The sequence below is a fragment of the Amycolatopsis benzoatilytica AK 16/65 genome, assembly GCF_000383915.1.
Taxonomy (GTDB): Bacteria; Actinomycetota; Actinomycetes; order Mycobacteriales; family Pseudonocardiaceae; genus Amycolatopsis; species Amycolatopsis benzoatilytica.
Window position 1 is genome coordinate 5790205 of sequence record NZ_KB912942.1, and the last position, 20067, is coordinate 5810271.

General features: G+C 69.9%; 22 protein-coding genes. 10 read left to right on the forward strand and 12 right to left on the reverse strand.

Going from position 1 to position 20067, the window contains the following annotated elements:
* Position 1: 1 nt before the first annotated feature.
* The 5 genes from AMYBE_RS0126640 to AMYBE_RS0126660 form a co-directional block, all read right to left on the reverse strand.
* Positions 2-844: a carbohydrate ABC transporter permease gene (locus AMYBE_RS0126640; RefSeq protein ID WP_020662450.1), complete on the reverse strand. Its 843-nt coding sequence runs from the start codon at positions 842-844 to the stop codon at positions 2-4.
* Positions 844-1791 (reverse strand): carbohydrate ABC transporter permease, encoded by a 948-nt coding sequence (locus AMYBE_RS0126645; protein ID WP_020662451.1) that lies wholly within the window; start codon positions 1789-1791, stop codon positions 844-846. Before AMYBE_RS0126645 ends, AMYBE_RS0126640 begins: the two co-directional genes overlap by 1 nt.
* A complete protein-coding gene (locus AMYBE_RS0126650; RefSeq protein ID WP_027928039.1) occupies positions 1788-3107 on the reverse strand; it encodes an ABC transporter substrate-binding protein in 1320 nt (439 codons plus the stop codon). Before AMYBE_RS0126650 ends, AMYBE_RS0126645 begins: the two co-directional genes overlap by 4 nt.
* 486 nt (positions 3108-3593) lie before the next feature.
* The gene (locus AMYBE_RS0126655) at positions 3594-4124 is read right to left on the reverse strand and encodes a YflT domain-containing protein (protein WP_020662453.1); all 531 of its coding nucleotides are present in this window, start codon (positions 4122-4124) and stop codon (positions 3594-3596) included.
* Positions 4125-4199: 75 nt separating this feature from the next.
* Positions 4200-5390 carry an acyl-CoA dehydrogenase family protein gene (locus tag AMYBE_RS0126660; RefSeq protein ID WP_020662454.1) on the reverse strand — a complete coding sequence of 397 codons (1191 nt, stop codon included), beginning with the start codon at positions 5388-5390 and terminating at the stop codon, positions 4200-4202.
* A 155-nt stretch (positions 5391-5545) separates the two neighbouring features.
* Here AMYBE_RS0126660 and AMYBE_RS0126665 point away from each other — a divergent pair, with 155 nt between their 5' ends.
* Entirely contained in the window at positions 5546-5890 is a 345-nt protein-coding gene (locus AMYBE_RS0126665; RefSeq protein ID WP_020662455.1) for a DUF4190 domain-containing protein, read from the forward strand.
* A 58-nt stretch (positions 5891-5948) separates the two neighbouring features.
* Positions 5949-6680 carry a DUF4190 domain-containing protein gene (locus AMYBE_RS0126670; protein WP_020662456.1) on the forward strand — a complete coding sequence of 244 codons (732 nt, stop codon included), beginning with the start codon at positions 5949-5951 and terminating at the stop codon, positions 6678-6680.
* Here the strand turns inward: AMYBE_RS0126670 and AMYBE_RS0126675 are convergent.
* Entirely contained in the window at positions 6665-7525 is an 861-nt protein-coding gene (locus AMYBE_RS0126675; protein ID WP_020662457.1) for an SPFH domain-containing protein, read from the reverse strand. The two genes, AMYBE_RS0126670 and AMYBE_RS0126675, sit on opposite strands and share 16 nt — an antisense overlap.
* A 94-nt stretch (positions 7526-7619) precedes the next feature.
* Between AMYBE_RS0126675 and AMYBE_RS0126680 the strand changes: the two genes are divergently transcribed.
* From AMYBE_RS0126680 to AMYBE_RS0126695, 4 genes are read left to right on the forward strand one after another with little or no spacing between them, the layout of a single operon-like run.
* Positions 7620-8528, forward strand: coding sequence for an aminoglycoside phosphotransferase family protein (locus AMYBE_RS0126680; protein WP_020662458.1), 909 nt, complete (start codon positions 7620-7622; stop codon positions 8526-8528).
* A gap of 57 nt (positions 8529-8585) precedes the next feature.
* Positions 8586-9890, forward strand: a complete 1305-nt coding sequence (locus AMYBE_RS0126685; RefSeq protein ID WP_020662459.1) for a magnesium transporter MgtE N-terminal domain-containing protein — start codon at positions 8586-8588, stop codon at positions 9888-9890.
* Positions 9883-10380, forward strand: coding sequence for a DUF1003 domain-containing protein (locus tag AMYBE_RS0126690; protein ID WP_020662460.1), 498 nt, complete (start codon positions 9883-9885; stop codon positions 10378-10380). Before AMYBE_RS0126685 ends, AMYBE_RS0126690 begins: the two co-directional genes overlap by 8 nt.
* 25 nt (positions 10381-10405) lie before the next feature.
* Positions 10406-11551: an Mrp/NBP35 family ATP-binding protein gene (locus tag AMYBE_RS0126695; protein ID WP_020662461.1), complete on the forward strand. Its 1146-nt coding sequence runs from the start codon at positions 10406-10408 to the stop codon at positions 11549-11551.
* An 89-nt stretch (positions 11552-11640) separates the two neighbouring features.
* Here AMYBE_RS0126695 and AMYBE_RS0126700 read toward each other — a convergent pair whose 3' ends face one another.
* From AMYBE_RS0126700 to sigE, 5 genes are all read right to left on the reverse strand, one after another.
* Positions 11641-12135, reverse strand: a complete 495-nt coding sequence (locus AMYBE_RS0126700) for a hypothetical protein (RefSeq protein WP_020662462.1) — start codon at positions 12133-12135, stop codon at positions 11641-11643.
* Between the two features lie 94 nt (positions 12136-12229).
* Positions 12230-12652 carry a Sec-independent protein translocase protein TatB gene (gene tatB / locus AMYBE_RS0126705; protein ID WP_020662463.1) on the reverse strand — a complete coding sequence of 141 codons (423 nt, stop codon included), beginning with the start codon at positions 12650-12652 and terminating at the stop codon, positions 12230-12232.
* 98 nt (positions 12653-12750) lie between these two features.
* Entirely contained in the window at positions 12751-14307 is a 1557-nt protein-coding gene (locus AMYBE_RS0126710; protein WP_020662464.1) for a trypsin-like peptidase domain-containing protein, read from the reverse strand.
* A 165-nt stretch (positions 14308-14472) separates the two neighbouring features.
* Positions 14473-15129: an anti-sigma factor family protein gene (locus AMYBE_RS0126715; RefSeq protein WP_020662465.1), complete on the reverse strand. Its 657-nt coding sequence runs from the start codon at positions 15127-15129 to the stop codon at positions 14473-14475.
* The gene (sigE, locus tag AMYBE_RS0126720; RefSeq protein ID WP_245573424.1) at positions 15126-15719 is read right to left on the reverse strand and encodes an RNA polymerase sigma factor SigE; all 594 of its coding nucleotides are present in this window, start codon (positions 15717-15719) and stop codon (positions 15126-15128) included. Before sigE ends, AMYBE_RS0126715 begins: the two co-directional genes overlap by 4 nt.
* Positions 15720-15971: 252 nt before the next feature.
* Between sigE and AMYBE_RS0126725 the strand changes: the two genes are divergently transcribed.
* Positions 15972-16628 carry an O-methyltransferase gene (locus tag AMYBE_RS0126725; protein WP_020662467.1) on the forward strand — a complete coding sequence of 219 codons (657 nt, stop codon included), beginning with the start codon at positions 15972-15974 and terminating at the stop codon, positions 16626-16628.
* Positions 16629-16640: 12 nt separating this feature from the next.
* Here the strand turns inward: AMYBE_RS0126725 and AMYBE_RS0126730 are convergent, their stop codons facing one another.
* A complete protein-coding gene (locus AMYBE_RS0126730; RefSeq protein WP_020662468.1) occupies positions 16641-17834 on the reverse strand; it encodes an MFS transporter in 1194 nt (397 codons plus the stop codon).
* Positions 17835-17897: 63 nt separating this feature from the next.
* Between AMYBE_RS0126730 and AMYBE_RS0126735 the strand changes: the two genes are divergently transcribed.
* From AMYBE_RS0126735 to AMYBE_RS42385, 3 genes are all read left to right on the forward strand, one after another.
* Complete coding sequence (locus AMYBE_RS0126735; protein WP_020662469.1) at positions 17898-18794, forward strand: LysR family transcriptional regulator; 897 nt, start codon at positions 17898-17900, stop codon at positions 18792-18794.
* Between the two features lie 75 nt (positions 18795-18869).
* Positions 18870-19649 carry a type I methionyl aminopeptidase gene (gene map / locus AMYBE_RS0126740; protein ID WP_020662470.1) on the forward strand — a complete coding sequence of 260 codons (780 nt, stop codon included), beginning with the start codon at positions 18870-18872 and terminating at the stop codon, positions 19647-19649.
* A gap of 175 nt (positions 19650-19824) precedes the next feature.
* The gene (locus tag AMYBE_RS42385) at positions 19825-19992 is read left to right on the forward strand and encodes a DUF3117 domain-containing protein (protein ID WP_084470447.1); all 168 of its coding nucleotides are present in this window, start codon (positions 19825-19827) and stop codon (positions 19990-19992) included.
* Positions 19993-20067 lie beyond the last annotated feature (75 nt).

Consider the following 20067-nt stretch of genomic DNA (forward strand, 5'->3'; position numbering starts at 1 on the left):
GTCAGCCCTTCACCGCACCGGACGTCAGCCCCGCCACGATGCGACGCTGGAAGAACAACACGAACAGGATGATCGGCACGGTGATGACGACCGCAGCCGCGCACACCTGGCCGGTCGGGTCCTCGAACTGCGAGGACCCGGTGAAGAACGACAGCGCGGCCGGCACCGTGCGCGACGCCTCGGTGGACGTCAGCGAGATGGCGAACAGGAAGTCGTTCCAGCAGAAGATGAACGCCAGGATCGCGGTGGTGAACACGCCCGGCGCGGCCAGCGGCGCGATCACCTTCCGGAACGCCTGGGCCGGCGTCGCGCCGTCCATTTTCGCCGCTTTTTCCAGCTCCCACGGAATTTCCCGGAAGAACGCGGAGAGCGTGTAGATCGACAGCGGCAGCGCGAACGTGATGTAGGGCAGGATCAGCCCCGGCCAGGTGTCGAACAGGCCGAGCTGCCGTTCGATGTTGAACAGCGGCGTGACCAGCGAAACCTGCGGGAACATCGCGATCAGCAGGGAAAGCCCGACCAGCAGCTTCTTGCCCGGGAAATCCAGCCGGGCGATCGCGTACGCGGCCATCGTGCCCAGCGCCACCGCGATCACCGTGGAGATGAGCGCGATGCCGATCGAGTTCACCAGCGCGCGGACGAACTCGGTGGTCTGGAAGATGTCCGCGTAGTTCTGCAGGGTCCACTGGGTCGGGATGAAATTGCCGTCGGTGAGCGTCGCCTTCGTCTTGAACGACAGCGAAAGCACCCACAGCACCGGGACGATCGCGAACACCACGACCAGGATGTCCACCAGTCCCCAGCTGACTTTGCGGCCAGTGGTGACCGCACCTCCGATAGCCATCAGCGCTTCCCCCCGTCGTCCGAGCCAGGCGCGGCGGTGCCGAACACCTTGATGAAGATGAACGCGATGATCGCCACCGTGAGGAAGATCAGCACCGCCATGGTGGAACCGATCCCCAGGTTCAGGCCCTTGACCAGGTTGTCGTAGGTCTGCATGGACACCGATCCGGTGTCCTGCGCGCCGTTGGTCAGCACGTAGATGTTGTCGAAAATGCGGAACGCGTCGAGCGTGCGGAACAACAGCGCGACGAGGATCGCCGGCTTCATCACCGGCAGCATCACCTTGGTGAACCGCTGCCACGCGGACGCGCCGTCCATCGCGGCGGCCTTCAACAGGTCGTCCGGCACCAGCGCCAGCCCGGCCATCAGCAGCAACGCCATGAACGGCGTCGTCTTCCAAACCTCGGCCAGCACGATGATGAACAGCGACGGCCACTGGTCGGTCAGCGGCGCGGCACCGGCGCCCAGCAGGTTAGCGAGATAGCCGGTTTTCGGCGTCCAGGCGAAGAACCAGGAGAACGCCGCCACCACCGTGACGATGCCGTACGGGATCAGCGCGACCGTGCGCACCAGTCCGCGGCCGACCAGCGTGCGGTGCATGACCAACGCCAGCGCCATGCCGAGCACGAACTCGATCGCCACCGACACCACGGTCAGGAACATCGTGGTGCCGAATGCCGTCCACCAGTAGGAATTGGTGAGCACCGCAGCGTAGTTCGAGAATCCGATGAACTCGTGCCGCGCCGGGAACCGCAGGTCGTAGCGCTGCAGGGAAAGCCAGATCGAATAGACGATCGGGTAGCCGGTGACCGCGATCATCACCAGGAACGCGGGTGCGCACAGCCAGAGGCCGAGCCGCCGTTCCGCTTTCTTGCCCTCGGACAGCGCGGGTTTCCCCTTGCTCCGCACGGCTCCCTGGGTAATTTCGGCGGATTCCTGGACGGTCACGGGATCACTCCCTTCGACTGGAGCGCGTCATCGAGCTGCTGGCGCAGCTTCTGCGCGGTCGACTGCGGATCGATCGCCGAGGGCGGCGACAGGATTTTCGACATGACGGTCGACGCGTTCTGGTACACCGGCGTGAGCGGCCGCACCGCGGCGTTCTTCAGCGCGGCCAGAATGGCGTCGCGCATCGGGTACTCCACCGCCATGCTCGGGTTGTCGGCCGAAGCCGGCTTCGACGCGTCCAGCGGCGTGTCGTCGTGATACACCGACTCGATCGTCGGCGGCACACCGTCGTTGATCGCGGAGAACTTCTGGTTCTCCTTGCTGCGCAAGCACAATGCTGCCTCGAAGGCTTGCGGCTTGTGCTTCGAGTAGGCGCTGACCGCCAGATCGAACCCGCCGATCGTGCTGCGCGACGGCATGCCCGGCTTCGCCTCCGGGTACGTCGCCCACTTGAAGTGCGAGAGGTCCTGCGGCTTCTCCTTGGCGTAAGAGGCGTAGACGAACGGCCAGTTCAGCTCGAACGCGGCGTCCCCGCGCTGGAACGTCTGCCGTACGTCGTCCTCTTTCTGGTTGGTCAGCGAAGGATCGGTGATCCCCGACGACGTGACCTTCTTGAGCAGTTCGAGCGCCTGCACCGCGCCCGCGTCCATCACCACGGATTTCCCGTCGTCGGACAGGATGTGCCCGCCGAGCGACTCGACGAGCGTGTTGTAGATGACCACCAGGCCCTCGTACTGCGCCCCAGTGAACACAACGGAGTGCGGCTTGCCTTCGCTCTTGAGCCGCTGCGCCGTCTGCATCATCTCGTCCCACGTTTTCGGCGGGGTCGGAGTGATGCGGTCGTCGTACCAGAGCAGCTGCACGTTGGTGTTCTTCGGTGCGGCGAACAGTTTTCCTTGGTAGGTAGCGGTGTCCAGCGGCCCCTGCAACACCCCCTCGGACGCGGCCGCCTTGTTCTGCCCGGTCCATTCGTCCACCCAGCCGGCTTCGGCGAACTCCGAAACCCAGGTGACGTCGAGACCGAGCACGTCCATCGACGAATCGCCGGCCGCGAGCCGGCGGGCCATCTGGATCCGCTGGTCGTCCGAACCGCGCTGCAGCTTGTTGTAGACGATCCGGTAGCGGCCCTCGGCCGCCTTGTTGCAGTTGTCCACCACGGTCTGGAAATGGTCTTCCGGGGAGTAGTAGACATTGATCGTCGTCCCGGAGTCCGTTCCGCAGCCCGCCACCAGCCCGCTGCCGGCCAAGCCAGCGGCGAGCAGCGCCGCCACGCGGGTGGGTCCTCGCTTCTTTCCGCTGGGCCGTTTCTTCCCCATGCAAGCCTCCTCGCCCCATGTGCATACGGCGTCATTCGACGCCGCCCCCAGACAGCACGCCGAGAAGAGGCGGACCCGCGCCAGCACCCCGGCGTGCCAGTCCGCCGGCCGACCGCGCGCGAGCACGACCGACCGACCGGTGTCGGACAACCTATGCCCGGCGATCATCCCCCGCAAGCAGGGTCCGTAACGATTCAGCCCAGTGCGTGCCATTCCCACCGGAAAGGCGGAGGCCAGGGCGGGGGAATCCCCGGCCGCACGGGCCGGGTGCGCACGATGCGAGCCCCTCGGCACTGCCCACCGGGAAATGTGAATCAGATTCACGGCCGGCGCAAGTCCGTGAAGGGCCCCATGAGGGACTCGCGCTGTCTGTGAAGGGCCCCTTGACGGACTTAGATTCCCGGAAGGGGCCCCTCACGGACCGGACGCCGCGGCGGCAAGAGCCAAGGAACCGATGCCCGGGGACCGAGGAGCCAGCGGAAGCCGTCAGGCGGTGGCCGGCGGCGGTCGCAAAGCCAGCTTCGCCAGCAGCTCCCGCCCGGCCTCCGCCGACCGCGGCTGGCACAGCACGTCGTATCTCCCCGCCACCAGCTGACTGGCCGAGGAAAAGTCCCGCCTCCCCCGCGCGGCCCGGTACCCGATCGCCGAAAACGCCAGCCCGGACAACACTCCCAGCACCAGCCCGGTCAGCAGCTGCAGCGTGAAAAACCCGCCCTGGTTCGCGAACAGGCCGAGCAGCAGCCCCGCGAACAGCCCGAACCAGGCCCCGGACACCGCCCCGGCGGCCAGCACCCGGCCCCAGGACAGCCGCCCGGTGACCCGTTCCACCAGCATCAGGTCCACTCCGACGATCGTCACGTCGGACACCGCGAACTCGCTCTCGGCGAGGAAATCCACCGCCTGCTGCGCCTGGCTGTAGGTCGAGTACGACCCGATCGGCCAGCCGCTCGGCGGCGTCGGAACCCGCGGCAGCCCGGCCGGGCCCTGGCCGCCGCCAAACGCACTGCTCACCGTCATCACCTGCGCACTCGTCCGGTCCGAGCGCCCATCTTGTCAAGAACCGGCGAACCGCGCGAACTCCGCCGGAACGGATCAGGCTTTGTAATCCCGCAGCAGGCCGCGGCTGATGATGGTTTTCTGGATTTCGCTGGTGCCCTCGCCGATCAGCAGGAACGGGGCTTCGCGCATCAGCCGCTCGATCTCGTATTCCTTCGAATAGCCGTAGCCGCCGTGGATGCGGAACGCTTCCTGGGTGACCTCGGCGCAATACTCGCTCGCGATCAGCTTCGCCATGCCGGCCTCGACGTCGTTGCGCGCGCCGGAGTCCTTCAGCCGCGCGGCGTTGACCATCATCAGGTGCGCGGCCTCGACCTTGGTGGCCATCTCCGCCAGCTTGAACGCGATCGCCTGGTGCTGCGCGATCGGCTTGCCGAACGTGGTGCGCTGCTGGGCATAGGCGATCGCCAGCTCGAACGACCGGATCGCGATCCCGCACGCGCGCGCGGCCACGTTCACGCGGCCGACCTCGACGCCGTCCATCATGTACGAGAACCCCTTGCCCGGGGCGTTCCCGAGCACCATGTCCGCGCCGATCTTGAAGCCGTCGAACACCGCTTCGGTGGTGTCCACGCCCTTGTAGCCCATTTTGTCGATCTTGCCGGGAATGGTGAGCCCGGGCAGCACCTCGCCGAACCCGGACGGCTTCTCCACCAGGAACGTCGTCAGGTTCTGATGCGCCTTCTCCGCGCCTTCGTCGGTCTTCACCAATAGCGCGATCAGATTCGACGAACCGCCGTTGGTGAGCCACATCTTGGCGCCGTCGATCACGTACTCGTCGCCTTCGCGCCGGGCGCGGGTCTTGATCGCCGCCACGTCCGAGCCCAGGTCCGGCTCCGACATCGAGAACGACCCGCGGACCTCACCAGTCGCCATCCGGGGCAGGAAGTGCTGCTTCTGCTCCGGCGTGCCGTGCCGGGTGATCATGTGCGCCACGATGAAGTGCGTGTTGATCACGCCGGAGACGCTCATCCAGCCGCGCGCGATCTCCTCGACCACGAGCGCGTAGGTGAGCAGCGACTCGCCGAGGCCGCCGTACTCCTCCGGGATGGTGAGCCCGAACAGGCCCATCTCCTTCATGCCCGCGACGATCTCCGCCGGGTACTCGTCGGCGTGCTCCAGGGCCTGCGCGTGCGGGATGATCTCCTTGTCCACGAAGGACCGCACCGTGGACAGGATCTCCTGCTGCACGTCGGTCAGACCGGCGGTCCTGGCGAGACGGGCCATCGGTGGGCTCCCTTCGGCGGTGGCGCCGGGGCTGCCGGCACTGGGTTACCGCGGAGTATGACTGGTCCGGGCCCGTGCTGCTATGAGGGTGCTCACGCCCGGCCGGGGTTTCCCCCGTTAGGCTGCGGATTCACCGTGACGCGAGAAGGACCCCGATGAGCGAGGCCAGCGACGACCGGGACGAGCCGCCCGCCCGGGACGGCTACGAGCACCCGTCGTACGAGCACCAGCCGTATCCGCCGCAAGGCCCGCCGCCCGGTGCCGGGCTCGCGATCGGGTCGCTGGTGTGCTCGATCGCCGGGTTCGTGCTGTGCGCGCCGATGGCGATCGCCGGGATCGTCATGGGCCACATCGCTTTCCACCGGGCACGCCACGGCCGCGGCACCGGCGGCGCGCTGGGCCTGGCCGGTTTCGTGATCGGGTACGCCGCGCTGATCGTCTGGGGCATCACGATCCCGCTGATCGTGCACGCGCTGATCCGGTCCGGGGTTTTCGGCTGACCCGGGCGCGCAACCCGGTAGCGTCCTCTTCCGTGCCCGGAATCCCGAAGGAATCCCGATGACAACTCCGCCCGACCGCGACCCGACGTCCGCGTACGAGCCGCCGTCGACCGCGGACCCGGCCCGGTACGAGCCGCCGGCCACCGCCGATCCCACGTCGTACCCCGCCCCGGCGGACGCCACCGCGGCTCCGGTTTCGGACCCGGCCGCCCCGCCGCCGGGCTGGATCGCGCCGGACGCGGCGCCGGCGAGCGATCCGGCCGGGTTCGTCGCACCGGACGCGGGTCCGGTCGCGCAGCTCCCGGGCCTGCCGGATCCGGGTCCGGTCGCGCAGCTCCCGGGCGTGCCGGACGCGGGTCCGGTCGCGCAGCTCCCGGGCCTGCCGGATCCGGGTCCGGTCGCGCAGCTCCCGGGCGTGCCAGGGCCAGTCGCCATGCCGTACGCTCCGCCGCCGGGCTACCCAGTGCCGCCGGGCTACCCAGTGCCGCCGCCGTACGGCGCGCACGTGCCGTACGGCGCGGGCTATGTCCACCGGCCGCAGATGTCCGACGAGAACGGGCTGGCGGTCGGCGCGCTGGTCTGCTCGGTGATCGGCGTCTTCACCTGCCTGCTCTCCGTGCCGGGCATCGTGATGGGCCACATCGCGCTGTCCAAGGCGAACCGCGGCGAGAGCGGCGGCCGCGGGCTGGCGCTGGCCGCGCTCGCGGTCGGCTACGCGGTGATCGCGCTGTGGGTCGCGTTCTTCACCACGCTGATCGTTCTCGGCGCCAACGGCTACCTGGACACCTGATCCGGCCGGTCGCCCTCCACGCGCGGCGCGGCCTGACCGTTCTCCCCAGACGACCGGGGCTCCGGCGGCGCGGCGGCGGCCGGCTTCGCCGGGGCGTCCGTCCGCGCGTCCAGGAAGCGCAGCAGTTCCACCGGGAACGGCAGCACCAGCGTCGAGTTCTTCTCCGCCGAAACCTGCACCACCGTCTCCAGCAAGCGCAGTTGCAGCGCGGCCGGGGTGTCCGCCATCGCGGCGGCTGCCTCGGCCAGCTTCGCCGACGCCTGCAGCTCGCCGTCCGCGGAGATCACCCGGGCGCGGCGTTCCCGTTCGGCCTCGGCCTGGCGCGACATCGAGCGCTTCATCGACTCCGGCAGCGCGACGTCCTTGATCTCCACCCGGTCGATGTGGATGCCCCAGTCCAGCGCCGGGCTGTCGATCATCAGCTCCAGGCCCTGGTTGAGCCGCTCGCGGTTGGACAGCAGATCGTCCAGGTCGCTCTTGCCGATGATGGAGCGCAGCGAAGTCTGCGCCACCTGGCCGATCGCCGACCGGTAGTCCTGCACGTGCACCGCGGCCCGGATCGGGTCGATCACCTTGAAGTACACGACCGCGTCCACCCGCACCGTCACATTGTCCCGGGTGATGCCGTCCTGCCCGGGCACTGGCAGCGTGACGACCTGCATGTTCACCTTCTGCAGGCGGTCCGCGACCGGCAGCAGCACGGCCAGCCCGGGCTCGCGCACCTGGGACTGCACCCGGCCGAACCGGAACACCAGGCCGCGTTCGTACTGTTTGACCACGCGCAGCGCGGAAGCGAGCCACAGCCCGCCCGCGACGACCACCGCGCTGACAATCTCGACGATCATGGCAGCTCCCGGGTCTCGCCGGTCCCCTGTCTTCTCACTGTACGCGCGACGACAACCCCGGAAACGGCTTGTTTGCCCGGCCAGAATGGGTGTTGTGACCGATTTCGTCGTCCCGCCGTCCTTCGCCGAACGCGCCCCGCTCGTGCTGGGTCCAGAAGCCGTGCCGTGGCTCGCCTCGCTGCCCGCGCTCGCCGAGAGGTACGCACGCGAGTGGGAACTGGAGTTCGAGGACGTCGCACGGCACGGGTACGTCGGCGTGGTTCAGCCCGCCCGGCGCGCCGACGGCAGCCGGGCAGTGCTGAAACTCGGCTGGGTGGAAGACGAATCGCGCGATGAATCGCTCGCACTGTCCACATGGGCCGGTCGCGGTTCGGTGCTGTTGCTGGAGTCCGCGCCCGAAGACGGTGCACTGCTGCTGGAACGGCTCGACGACAGCCGCACCCTCGACGACGAACCGCTGCTTCCCGCGGTCGAGATCATGAGCGGTCTGGCCCGGCGGCTCGCGGTGCCCGCGCCGGCCGCTCTCGTCCGCACGCTCCGCGGCATGGCCGAAGACCTGCGGGAGGAACTGCCCAAAATGTGGCAGGACACCCGCGAGCCATTCCCCCGCCGGGAGCTGGACGCGGCGCTGGCGGTCTTGCGCGAGCTCGGACCGACGGCAGGCGACGCGCTGGTGAACGAAGATCTGCACTACCAGAACGTGCTGTCCGGGACCCGCGAACGGTGGCTGGTGATCGACCCGAAGCCGCTCGCCGGCGACCTAGAATTCGGGGTCTTTTCCTTGCTGTGGAACCGGTTCAGCGAATCCACGCTGGATTCGAAGGTCGCCGCGACCGGCCTGGACGCCGATCGGGTCAAGGCGTGGACGCTGGTGCGGTCGGTGCAGAACCGGCTCTGGCACGCGCAGGATGTGCTGGAGTTCGGCGGCCTGGGCGAGGACGCCGGCGAGGGCCCGTCCGCGGACGCGCTGCCGGTGCTCTCCCGATGGGCACAAAGCCGCTGAGAGTTCGCCAAGCAGCGGCACGAGCGCTCCCGGACGCCAGCCGATAGTCTCGGCGCCATGGCGGGCACTAACCGGGTTTTCGCGGCTCAGCTGGCGGGTTTGCCAGTATTCGGGCCGGACGGCGAATCGATCGGCAAGGTCCGCGACGTCGTCGCCGGTCTGAGGCTGGACCAGCAGCCGCCGCGGATCCTGGGCATGGTCGTGGAACTGGCGACCCGGCGGCGGGTGTTCGTGCCCATGCTGCGGGTGACCTCGATCGAGCCGAACGCCGTGACGCTCGCCACCGGCTCGGTCAACATGCGGCATTTCCACCAGCGGCCCAACGAGGTCCTGGTATGCGGCCAGCTGCTCGACGCGCACGCCTCCCTCACCAGCAGCTCGGAAACCCGGCTGACCGTGGTCGACGCCGCCATGGAACCCACCCGCACCCGCGACTGGGTGCTGGCCAAGCTGGCGGTCCGCGAACGGTCCACCCGGCTCGCACTGGGCCGGCGGCGCGCGGCGATGCAGGTGCTGCCGTGGAACGAGGTGGCCGGGCTCGGGCTCACCGACCTGACCGGGCAGCCGCAGGGGGCCGGCCAGCTGCTGATGCTGTTCGACACGATGCGCGCCGTCGACGTCGCCGCCACCGTGCGCGACCTGCCGATCAAGCGACGGCACGAGGTCGCCGACGCGATGGACGACGAACGGCTCGCCGACGTCATCGAGGAACTGCCCGAGGACGACCAGAAGGAACTCCTCTCCTACCTCCCCGAGGAACGCGCGGCCGACATCCTCGAGGCGATGAGCCCGGATGACGCCGCCGACCTGCTCGCCGAACTCGCCCCGGCCGAGCAGAGCCGGCTGCTGGAACTGATGGAGCCGGAAGAATCCGCGCCGGTCCGGCGGCTGCTGGCGTACTCGGCCGACACCGCGGGCGGTCTGATGACGCCGGAGCCGGTAGTGCTCACGCCGGACGCGACGATCGCCGAAGCGCTGGCACACATCCGCAACGCGGACCTGCCCGCCGCGCTCGCCAGCATGGTGTTCGTGTGCCGCCCGCCGACGGAAACGCCGACCGGCCGGTTCGTCGGCGTCGTGCACTTCCAGCGGCTGTTGCGCGAACCGCCCGCCGAACTGGTCGCCAGCGCGGTGGACACCGACCTCACCGCGCTGCGCCCGGAAGCGCCGCTGGCCGAGGTCACGCGATACTTCGCGGCGTACAACCTGACGTGCGGCCCCGTGGTCGACGCCGAAGACCACCTGCTCGGCGCCGTCACCGTCGACGACGTCCTCGACCACCTGCTGCCCGACGACTGGCGCGAAACCGGACTCCACGACGTCGCCGACAGTGCTGATCTCCAGGAGACCGACCGTGCCTGAACTCGGCTCCGGCCGCAAGCTCGACCAGCCGCGCAGCCAGGCCCGGCTGCGGTTGAACATCGACCCGGATACCTTCGGCCGCTTCACCGAGCGGATCGCGCGGTTCCTCGGCACCGGCAAGTACCTGTTCTGGCAGACGCTGATCGTGATCGTCTGGATCACATTGAACATGGTCGGGCTGTCGCTGCAGTGGGACCCGTACCCGTTCATCCTGCTCAACCTGGCGTTCTCGACGCAGGCGGCGTACGCCGCGCCGCTGATCCTGCTGGCGCAGAACCGGCAGGACGACCGGGACCGGGTGTCGCTGGAGGAAGACCGCACCCGGGCCGCGCAGACCAAGGCGGACACCGAGTACCTGGCCCGCGAACTCGCCTCGCTGCGGCTGGCGGTCGGCGAGGTCGCGACCCGCGACTACCTGCGCAGCGAACTCGACCGGCTGCGCGAAGACCTGGCGGTGAACGCCAAGCCGCGCAAGGCGAAGCAGAGCTGAACCAGGCAGTACGTACGATGGGTTCGTGACTGGTACACAGCAGCTCCCCAGCGTCGACGACGTCCGCACCGCGCTGAAGGACGTGTACGACCCGGAAATCAAGAAACCGATCACCGACCTCGGCATGGTCAAGGACGTGACGGTCGGTGACGACGGGGTCGTCGTCGTCGGGATTTACCTGACGGTCGCGGGCTGCCCGCTCAAGGCGACGCTGACCGCGGACACCACGAAGGCCGTCTCGAAGCTGCCCGGCGTCGCGGACGTGCGGGTCGAGCTGGACGTGATGAGCGACGAGCAGCGCTCGGAACTGCGCAAGTCGCTGCGCGGCGACGCCGAGGAGCCGGTCATCCCGTTCGCGCAGCCGGGTTCGATGACCCGGGTGTATTGCGTGGCGTCCGGCAAGGGCGGCGTGGGCAAGTCGTCGGTGACTGTGAACCTGGCGGTGGCGATGGCCGAGCGCGGTCTGTCGGTCGGCGTGGTGGACGCGGACATCTACGGCCACTCGATCCCGCGGATGCTGGGTGCGCGGGAGAAGCCGACCAAGGTCGACACGATGATCATGCCGCCGCAGGCGCACGGCGTGAAGGTGATCTCGATCGGCATGTTCACCCCGGGCAACGCGCCGGTGGTGTGGCGCGGCCCGATGCTGCACCGCGCGCTGCAGCAGTTCCTCGCCGACGTGTTCTGGGGCGACCTGGACATCCTGCTGCTGGACCTGCCGCCGGGCACCGGCGACATCGCGATCTCGGTGGCGCAGCTGATCCCGAACGCGGAAATCCTGGTCGTGACGACGCCGCAGCAGGCCGCTGCCGAGGTGGCCGAGCGCGCGGGCGCGATCGCGATGCAGACCCGGCAGCGGGTGGCCGGCGTCATCGAGAACATGTCGTGGCTGGAAACCCCGTCCGGGGAGCGGATCGAGGTGTTCGGCGCGGGCGGCGGCCAGACGGTGGCGGACTCGCTGTCGAAGTCGGTCGGCTCGAAGGTGCCGCTGCTCGGCCAGGTCCCGCTCGACCCGCGGCTGCGCGAACAGGGCGACGAGGGCACGCCGATCGTGCTGGCCGAGCCGGACGCGCCGGCGTCGCTGGTGCTGAAGGACGCGGCGAAGCAGCTGTCGGTCCGGGCGCGCGGGCTGGCCGGGATGATGCTGAACGTGAGCCCCGCCGGCAGGTAGCACCCCAATGTGGCATTGGGTGCGTCCCACGCAACCAATGCCACATTGGGTGCGTGGGACGCAACCAATGTGGCATTGGGGCGTTGGGGTCAGGCGGCGTGCACCGTGACCAGGAGCGCGCCGGACTGGCGCAGCGTGACCTTGGTGTCGCCGGGTTTGGTCACCGTCAAGGTGATGTCCTGGGCCTTCTTCGGGGTCAGTGCGACCGACTCGCCCGGCTGGTCCTGGACGTCGACGTTGTCCGCCTGGTCGGACGTCACGGTGATCTTCACCTTGTTGCCGACCTTGACGTCCACCACGCCGGTCTCCGGCGTGACCTTCCCGCCCTGGTAGCCGACGGTGACCAGCACGTCCACGCCTGCCTCGCCGGTGTCCGCGCCGCGCTTCACGTTCGACTGGCCGGCGTTCCCGGCGGCGCTGGACGGGGCGGCCGACGGCGCGGCCGAGGACGACATCGCCGGCGCGGGCACCGAAGTGTAGGTGGCGGGCGGCTGGGTGCTCGGCTCGTCGTCGGCACTGCACCCGGCGACGGCGAGGGCGGCCGCAGCGATCGTTCCGGCCAGCGCAGCCGCACGGCGTGACATGTCAGGAACCTCCAGGGTCGGTAGAGCTGATGCCCTGAATCTACCCAGCATGGTCAGCGCCTCTCGCGTCGGCTCGGGCGTGTCCGCGCGACGCTCAGGTGGCGTCCGGGTCGACCGGCGGGCGCTCGCCCGGCTTGAGCGGTTCGGGCTGCGGGATCGGGGTTTGCGGCTGGATCGTCGGCGTGGCCCCGTTGGTCGCGGCCGCGCCGTTCAGCTCGTTTTTGAAGCTGTTCAGGCCGAGCGGATCGGAGTCGCCGTCGAACAGGTGCTGGGCGACGACCCGTTTCGGGTCGAGGTTGCGCAGCCCGCGCAGGTCCTCGAGAGGTTTGCGGAGCTGGTCGAACTCGGGACCCATCTCCTCGCGCAGCTGCTCGCGCGCTCCGGTCGCGAAGTCGCGGGCTTTGCGGACGCTGCGAGCCAGCCAGGAGGCCGCTTCCGGCAGCCGCTCCGGTCCGAGGATGAAAAGCCCCGCGATGATGAGCACGAGGATCTCGCCCCAGCCGACACTGTCGAACACCCGTGAAACCTCCGCTCGGTGCTGCCCCGGCCAAGCCTACCCGGGCGGTTTCGCGCCCCGGCAGGCCCAAACGTCGGACGGAACCTTAAGGGAACGTGTCAGTCCGACCCGAGCGTGACGTCCACCACGAGCACCGCTCCGTCGCGGGCCAGCTGCACCGGCACCACCTGGCCCGGGTCGTGGCCGCGGACCGCGACGGTCAGTTCGGCGGAATTGCGCACGACGTGGTCGCCGACCTTCGTGATCACGTCGCCCTCCTTGATCCCGGCGTTCGCCGCCGGGCCGTTCGGGGAGACGTTGCGCACCTGCGCGCCCATCGTGGTGGACCCGGCGACGGTGGAGGCGGCGTTGATCCCGATGTCGGCGTGCGCGACCTTGCCGTCCTTGATCAGGGCTTTCGCGATCTTGATCGCGTAGTCGCTGGGAATGGCGAAGCCGATGCCGATGCTGCCGCCGTCCTGGCCGGACGAGCGGATCGCCGAGTTGATGCCGACCAGCGCGCCGGTCGAGTCGACGAGCGCGCCGCCGGAGTTGCCGTGGTTGATCGCGGCGTCGGTCTGGATGGCCGAGTAGGTGACCGGCGAAGCGCCGTTGTCGCCGCCCGCGGTGACCGGCCGGTCCAGCGCGCTGACGATGCCCGCGGTGATCGAGTTCTGCAGCGCCAGCGGCGACCCGACGGCGATCACGGAGTCGCCCACCTGCAGGTCGGACGACTTGCCGATCTGCATGACGACCGGGTTGGTGACGTTGACCTTGACGACCGCCAGGTCGGTCTTCTGGTCCGCGCCGACGACCTTCGCCTCGGTGCGCGTCCCGTCGTTGAAGATCGCGGTGATCTTGGCGTTCTGGTCGCTGACCGCGGTCGAGACGACGTGCTCGTTGGTGAGGATGTAGCCCTGCGGGTCGATGACGACGCCGGAGCCCTGCTCGCCGCTGTCCGCGCCGGGCTTGACGACTTCGAGGGAAACCACGGCCGGGGAGACACGCTTGGCGATGTCGGCCAGCGAGCCGGGCGGGCGTTCCTTCGCCGCTTCGGCCTCGGAGATGGTGGCGCTGCCGGTGAGCGACGAACCGGTGTCCGCGACCCACCAGCCGACCAGCCCGCCGGCCGCCCCGATCAGGAGGGCCACCACGCCGAGCAGCGCCAATGCCTTGGGCTGGACCCGGCGTCCGAAGAGGACTTCGGGAAGACTCAGCCGCGCGCCGGGGGGAAGGTCCGGGCTCGCGGCCTTCTCGTCTTCCTGCGCGACGGCCGGATCGGAAAGGACCGCGCCGGCGCCCGGGTCGCGCCAGGGGTCGGACTTGTCGGACCAGAGCGGGTCCTCCGGAGCCTCCGGGTCGAGGGTGGCTTCCGCGGGCCGCTGGAGCAGGACGTTCTCCGCGCCCGGGGGCCGGCTGAACGCCTCGGCCAGCGATTCCGGCGGCGGCGGGGCCAGGTTGAGCGGCTGGCCGTTGCCGGCCGGGGGCGGGGTGTAGAGCTTGTCGAACGCGCCGTCGACGCCGCGCGGCCGGCCGAAGACGGCTGCCTGCTGCGGGTCCACCGAGGGCCGGTCCAGGGGCCTTGGCGTCAGCCGGTCCGCACCCGTGTTCTGTGCGGTGCCGCCGGCGGCGGACGTGCCCGGCTGGACAGGGGGTGTGTTCGGCTGGTCGGTCATCGTTCCCCGGAGACGCGGTTGGTACGGAAGGCCGACGATACCCAAGCCTTCAGGCGAGTGTGGCTGGCGCGCGGTGAAATGAGTGTGGGGCTTGAGGCAGCCCGTTGTCCGCGCGAGCGTGCTGAGGCCATCCGAGGAAAACGGTCAGCAACCCCTGAGCCGCCCTCACCGGGCAGCGACCGCCGCCTTCGCGGGCAATACCTCGCCCGGTGCCGGAACCGCCGAAGAAACCGTCACCGGGGACTCCGGAGCCAGCGTCCGGGCCGGCGGGAAGCTGGCGTTCAGCACTCCCGGGTCGCTAGCCCCTTCACCGCTGTCCGCCGACGTCCCGACCAGCGCCAGGGCGCTCAGCACGAGGCCGGATACGACGACCCCAGCTCCCTGCGCTGCTCGCTTGCGGCTGAGTCCGAACCGTCCGCCGCCGAGCACGTTCGCCGACTGCCCGAGCGGCGCGGTTGTTCCCAACGGCGCGGCACCTCCGAGCACGCCGCCGTCGCGGAGCCCGGCCACCCGGTCCGGGCGCTGGATCGCCACCAGCTGGCCGTCCGCGGTGACCGCGAGGTTGTCCGGTGTGCCGGGCAGCTCGATGTGCTCCGGAATCGACCGGAGGCTGGCCAAGAACCCAGCGGACATCGAAGGCGCGCCGGCGTCCTTCACCGCCGCCACCGCCTGTCGCTGCGCCGACACCTCTGCCGCACAGCCGGGGCAGCGTGCAAGGTGCGCGGTGGCCCGGTCGTGCGCGACCGGCGTCAGTTCTCCGTCGACCAAGGCGACGACTGCGTCCGGGAGGAGGTGGGATTCGGCGAGGCGCCAGCCGCTCATACGGACACCTTCGCAGATTCGTCGCGCATCGCGCGACGGCGCTCCAGGGAAGCGCGCAGCGCCGAGCGGCCGCGGTGGATCCGGCTGCGCACGGTGCCCAGCTTGACCCCCAGTGTCGCGCCGATCTCCTCGTACGACAGGCCCTCCACGTCGCACAGCACCACCGCGGCGCGGAACTCCGGGGGCAGTTCGTCGAGCGCTTCCTGCAGGTCCGGGTCCAGGTGCGTGTCGCTGTAGTACTGCTCCGGGCTCGGGTCGTCGCCGACGATCCGGTCGGTGTCCTCCGGCAGCCCCTCCATGCGCACGCGCGAGCGGCGGCGGGCCATGTCGAGGAAGAGGTTCGTGGTGATCCGGTGCAGCCAGCCCTCGAACGTCCCCGGCTTGTACGACGCCAGCGACCGGAAGACTCGGATGAAGGTCTCCTGGGTCAGGTCTTCGGCGTCGTGCGCGTTGCCGGTGAGGCGGTAGGCGAGCCGGTAGACCCGGTCGGCGTGTTCGCGCACGACCTCGTCCCACGAGGGCGGCGTCCACGCCGCCTCGGTCGCGTCCACGGTCACCGCGGCGGGCTCCGGCAATTCGGCCTTCTGCATCAGGGGAGCAGGCACCTCCATCTGGGTCACTCCTCTACTCCTCTACCAACGCGGATCGGGGACACGGTGTTCCCGTGCGGTTGAGACTGAGTTTGCCGAGCTTCCTTATGGAACTCATGAGACCGATCTGAGAGCAGCCTGAGAACTTTTCAGCCAGCTCCGCACCGCCCGGATGCTGGACGTTTGCTGGCATTCGGGCAATTACCAGGGAGCCTTCGCTGATTTATCGACAACCAGCGCTAACCTTCGCGCGTGAGTTCGGGGACACAGGCGGCGGCCGAGACCGGAGCGGTCGGCGCCGAGCACGTTGACGGGTACTCGCCCGACGACGACGTGCTGGCCGCGGCACGGATGCGCGGGGCCGATCTCGGCTGCGCCCCGCTGGCCCCCGGGGCAGGGGCGACGCTGCGCTTCCTGGCCGCCACTGTCAACGCGCGAGCGGTCGTGGAGGTCGGCACCGGGTCCGGTGTGAGCGGGCTGTACCTGCTCCGCGGGATGGCCGCCGACGGCGTGCTGACCTCGATCGACGTCGAGCCCGAGTACCAGCGCGCGGCGCGCAAGACGTTCCTGGAAGCGGGCTACCCGCCGGGCCGGATGCGGCTGATCGCCGGGCGCGCGCTGGACGTGCTCTCCCGGCTCACCCCGGGCGGCTACGACCTGGTGTTCGTCGACGCCGCGCGGATCGAATACCCGGGCTACTACGAGCAGGGCGTCGCGCTGCTGCGCCGCGGCGGGGTCATCGTGTTCCACCAGGTCCTGGCGGGCGGGCGGGTCACCGACCCGTCCCGGCGCGACCCGGAGACGATGGCGCTGCGCGAGGTCGCGCGCGCGGTACGAGAGGACTCCCGGCTCGTCCCGGCGATGCTGCCGGTCGGCGGCGGGCTGCTGGTCGCGACCGCCTGTTCGTGACCGGCTCGCCGGCTACACCAGCGCTGGCTCGGCGCGCCGCACTCGCGTGCCCACCTGCACCGCCGTAACCGCCAGGCCCAGCCACACCACCACTGCCGCGATCAGCCAGTCCCAGCCCGCGTGGCTGTAGACGACGCTGCCGATCCCGCCGCCGATACTGCTGCCGAGGTAGTACATCAGCGTGTACAGGCCGCCGACCTGGCCGCGCGCGGACTCCGGTGCCTCTGCCGCCGCCCAGCTGTTCGCGATCGAGTGCGCGGCGAAGAACGCCGTGGTCAGCACCAGAAAACCGACGACGATCAGCGGGAGCGAATCCGGGATCGTCAGCAGCCCGCCGGCCGCGGTCAGCACCAGCACGCCGGTCAGCGCCTGGCGGCGGCCGAAGCGAGCGGAGAGCCGGTTGGCGGTCGCCGACGAGACCGAGCCGAGCGCGTAGGAGAGAAACACCATGGACGCGATCGCCGGCGAGAGGTTCAGCGGCGAGCCAGTCAGCCGGAAACCGGCCGCGTTGTACAGCGCGACGAACGAGCCCATCGCCAGCAGCGCGACCGCGTACTGCACCAGCAGCACCGGCCGCTGCACGGCCAGCAGCAGCCCGGACCCGACGGCCCGCAGGCCCTGCCGGTCCCCCGCCGCCCGAGCCGCCCGAGCCGACGGCGGCAGCATCACGACTGTCACCACGGCACAGGCCAGGGAAAGTCCAGCCACCACGTACAACGCGCCGCGCCAGCCGAACGGACCGGCGGTGAACCCGGTCGCCAGCCGTCCGGTCATGCCGCCGATGGTGTTGCCCGCGATCATCGCGCCGACCGCGGCGGCGACTCCGGCCTTGCCGAGCCGCTCCACGAGATATGCCGTGGCCACGCCCGGGAATCCGGCGATCGCGACGCCCTGCAGCGCGCGCAGCACGAGCAGCACCGAATAGTCCGGCATCAGCGGCAGGAGCAGGCCCAGCACCGACGAGAGCACGACCGACGCGATGATCACCGGCCGTCGGCCGACCACTTCGGACAGTGCGGCGATGGGCAACACGGAGATGGCGAGCGCGCCGGTCGCCACGCTCACCGCGAGGGCCGCGCCGCCGGGGTCGAGACGGTACTGCGCGGCGAGCTGCGGCAGCACTGCTTGCGGGGCGTAGAGCAGGGCGAACGAGGTGAAGCCCGCGGCGGCTACCGCGATCTTGACCCGGCGGTCGGACGTGAGCACGAACTCGAAAGTAAGCCGAGCTAATCAATGCGTCTAATACGTTGATCAGCCATCATTCATACCGTGCTGAATGAAAACCTGACCGCGCAGCTCGTCCCGCACCTCCAACTGCTGGTCACACTGCGAAGCACCGGGAACGTCACCCGCACGGCCGAGATCCTCGGAGTGCCGCAACCCACAGTCAGCCGTCGCATCGCCGCGCTCGGACAAGCGCTCGGCGCGCCGCTGACCGTGCCGGACGGCCGCGGCGTCCGGCTCACCCGAGCCGCCGAGCTGCTGGCCGCCGCCGCCGAACGGGCACTGCCGGCAGTCGATGCCGGCGCCCGCCTCGCGCGCGAGGAGATCGAGCCGGAGAGCGGCCGCGTCGTGCTCGGCTTCCTGCATCTCCTCGGCCGCTCGCTGGTGCCGCGACTGCTGCGGGCCTACCGCGAGCAAGCACCGTCCGCACGATTCACGCTCGTGCAGGGTTCGCTGCAGGACATGGTCGACCGGCTGGTCTCCGGCGAGCTGGACCTCGCCCTGCTCGCCCCGGTGATCGCGGACGACCGGCTGGAGACCGCGGTGCTCGACGAGCAGCCGATCCATCTGTCCGTCCCGGCCGGGCACCGGCTGGCCGGACGGCGCGGCGTGCGGGTGGCGGAACTGGCCGACGAGCCGTTCGTGCTGCTCGAGCCCGGCTACGGCCTGCGCCGGATCACCGACGACCTCTGCGCTGCCGCCGGCTTCGCGCCAAAAGTCGCTTTCGAGGGCCAGGAATCGGACACCGTGCGCGGACTGGTCGGCGCCGGCTTGGGCGTCGCGCTCCTGCCTCGCTTCGAGCCCGGCGCTCCGGCTGGCGTCGCGGAAGTGCCGTTGCAGCCGCCGGTCAGCCGGACGATCGGGCTCGCCTGGCGCGCTGGCGAACCATTGCCGCCCGCCGTGCGCGCGTTCCGCGACCAGGTCCTCGGCGACGCCCGCTGAGACCTGGTATTTCTATCCCGGCACCGTGCTACCGTTCCGGTATAGAAATACCGCAACCCAGGACGCGAGGTAGTCGTGATCGAGCTGAAGACGCCTGCGGAGATCGACCGCATGCACGTGACCGGGCGGTTCGTCGCCGAAGTGCTGACCGAGGTCGGCCGGCTCGCCGACGTGGGCGTCAACCTGATGGACCTGGAACACCACGTGCGCGGCATGATCAAGCGGCGCGGGGCCGAATCCTGCTACTGGGACTACTCGCCCTCGTTCGGCAAGGGCCCGTTCCGCAACGTCATCTGCCTGTCGGTGAACGACGCGGTCCTGCACGGGCTGCCGCACGACTACGTCCTGCGCGACGGCGACGTGCTCACCGCGGACATCGCGGTGACCATCGACGGCTGGGCGGCGGACTCGGCGCGCACGGTCATCGTCGGCACCCCGGCCGAGGAGGACCAGCGGATCGTCCGGGCCACTGAAGAAGCGCTGGAAGCGGCGATACAGGCGGCCCGCCCAGGCAACCGGCTCGGCGACATCTCCGCCGCGATCGAAGCGGTCGCCACCGGCTACGGCTACCCGGTCAACACCGAGTTCGGCGGGCACGGCATCGGCCGCACCATGCACGGCGAACCGCACGTCTCGAACCGCGGCAAGGCGGGCCGGGGCATGAAGCTGCGACCGGGACTGACCCTCGCGCTGGAGCCGTGGCTGGCCCGTACCACTGACCGCATCGTGTACGACCCGGACGGCTGGACCATCCGCTCCGCCGACGGTTCGCGCACCGCGCACACGGAACACACGGTCGCGATCACCGACGGCGAACCGCGCGTGCTGACCCGCCGGGACGAAGAACTCTCCTGAACCGGCTGGTCAGCTTCCCCGGAGCCGCGCCGGGCGGCATACCAGCACCGATGCGGCGTCAAATGATCGGTCCGCGTTCGCGCCCGGGCGCTGATGAGGGACAATGGAGGTCGAGACCCGGCTGGCATGGGAGTGCGCGACCCGGGCGCGCCGGTTGAGACGGAGGGAGCACGCTATGGCGGCCATGAAGCCCCGGACCGGAGATGGTCCCCTCGAAGTGACCAAGGAGGGGCGGGGCCTCGTCATGCGGGTGCCACTGGAGGGTGGCGGCCGGCTGGTCGTCGAGCTCTCCGCGGAGGAAGCGAAGGACCTCGGCGAGGCGCTGCAGGAGGTCACTGGCTGACCCCAGCTCCCCCATTCTGTCCACTGTGCACCCCGGTCTCCGCATGGAGGCCGGGGTTGCGGTCCATCTGCGCCC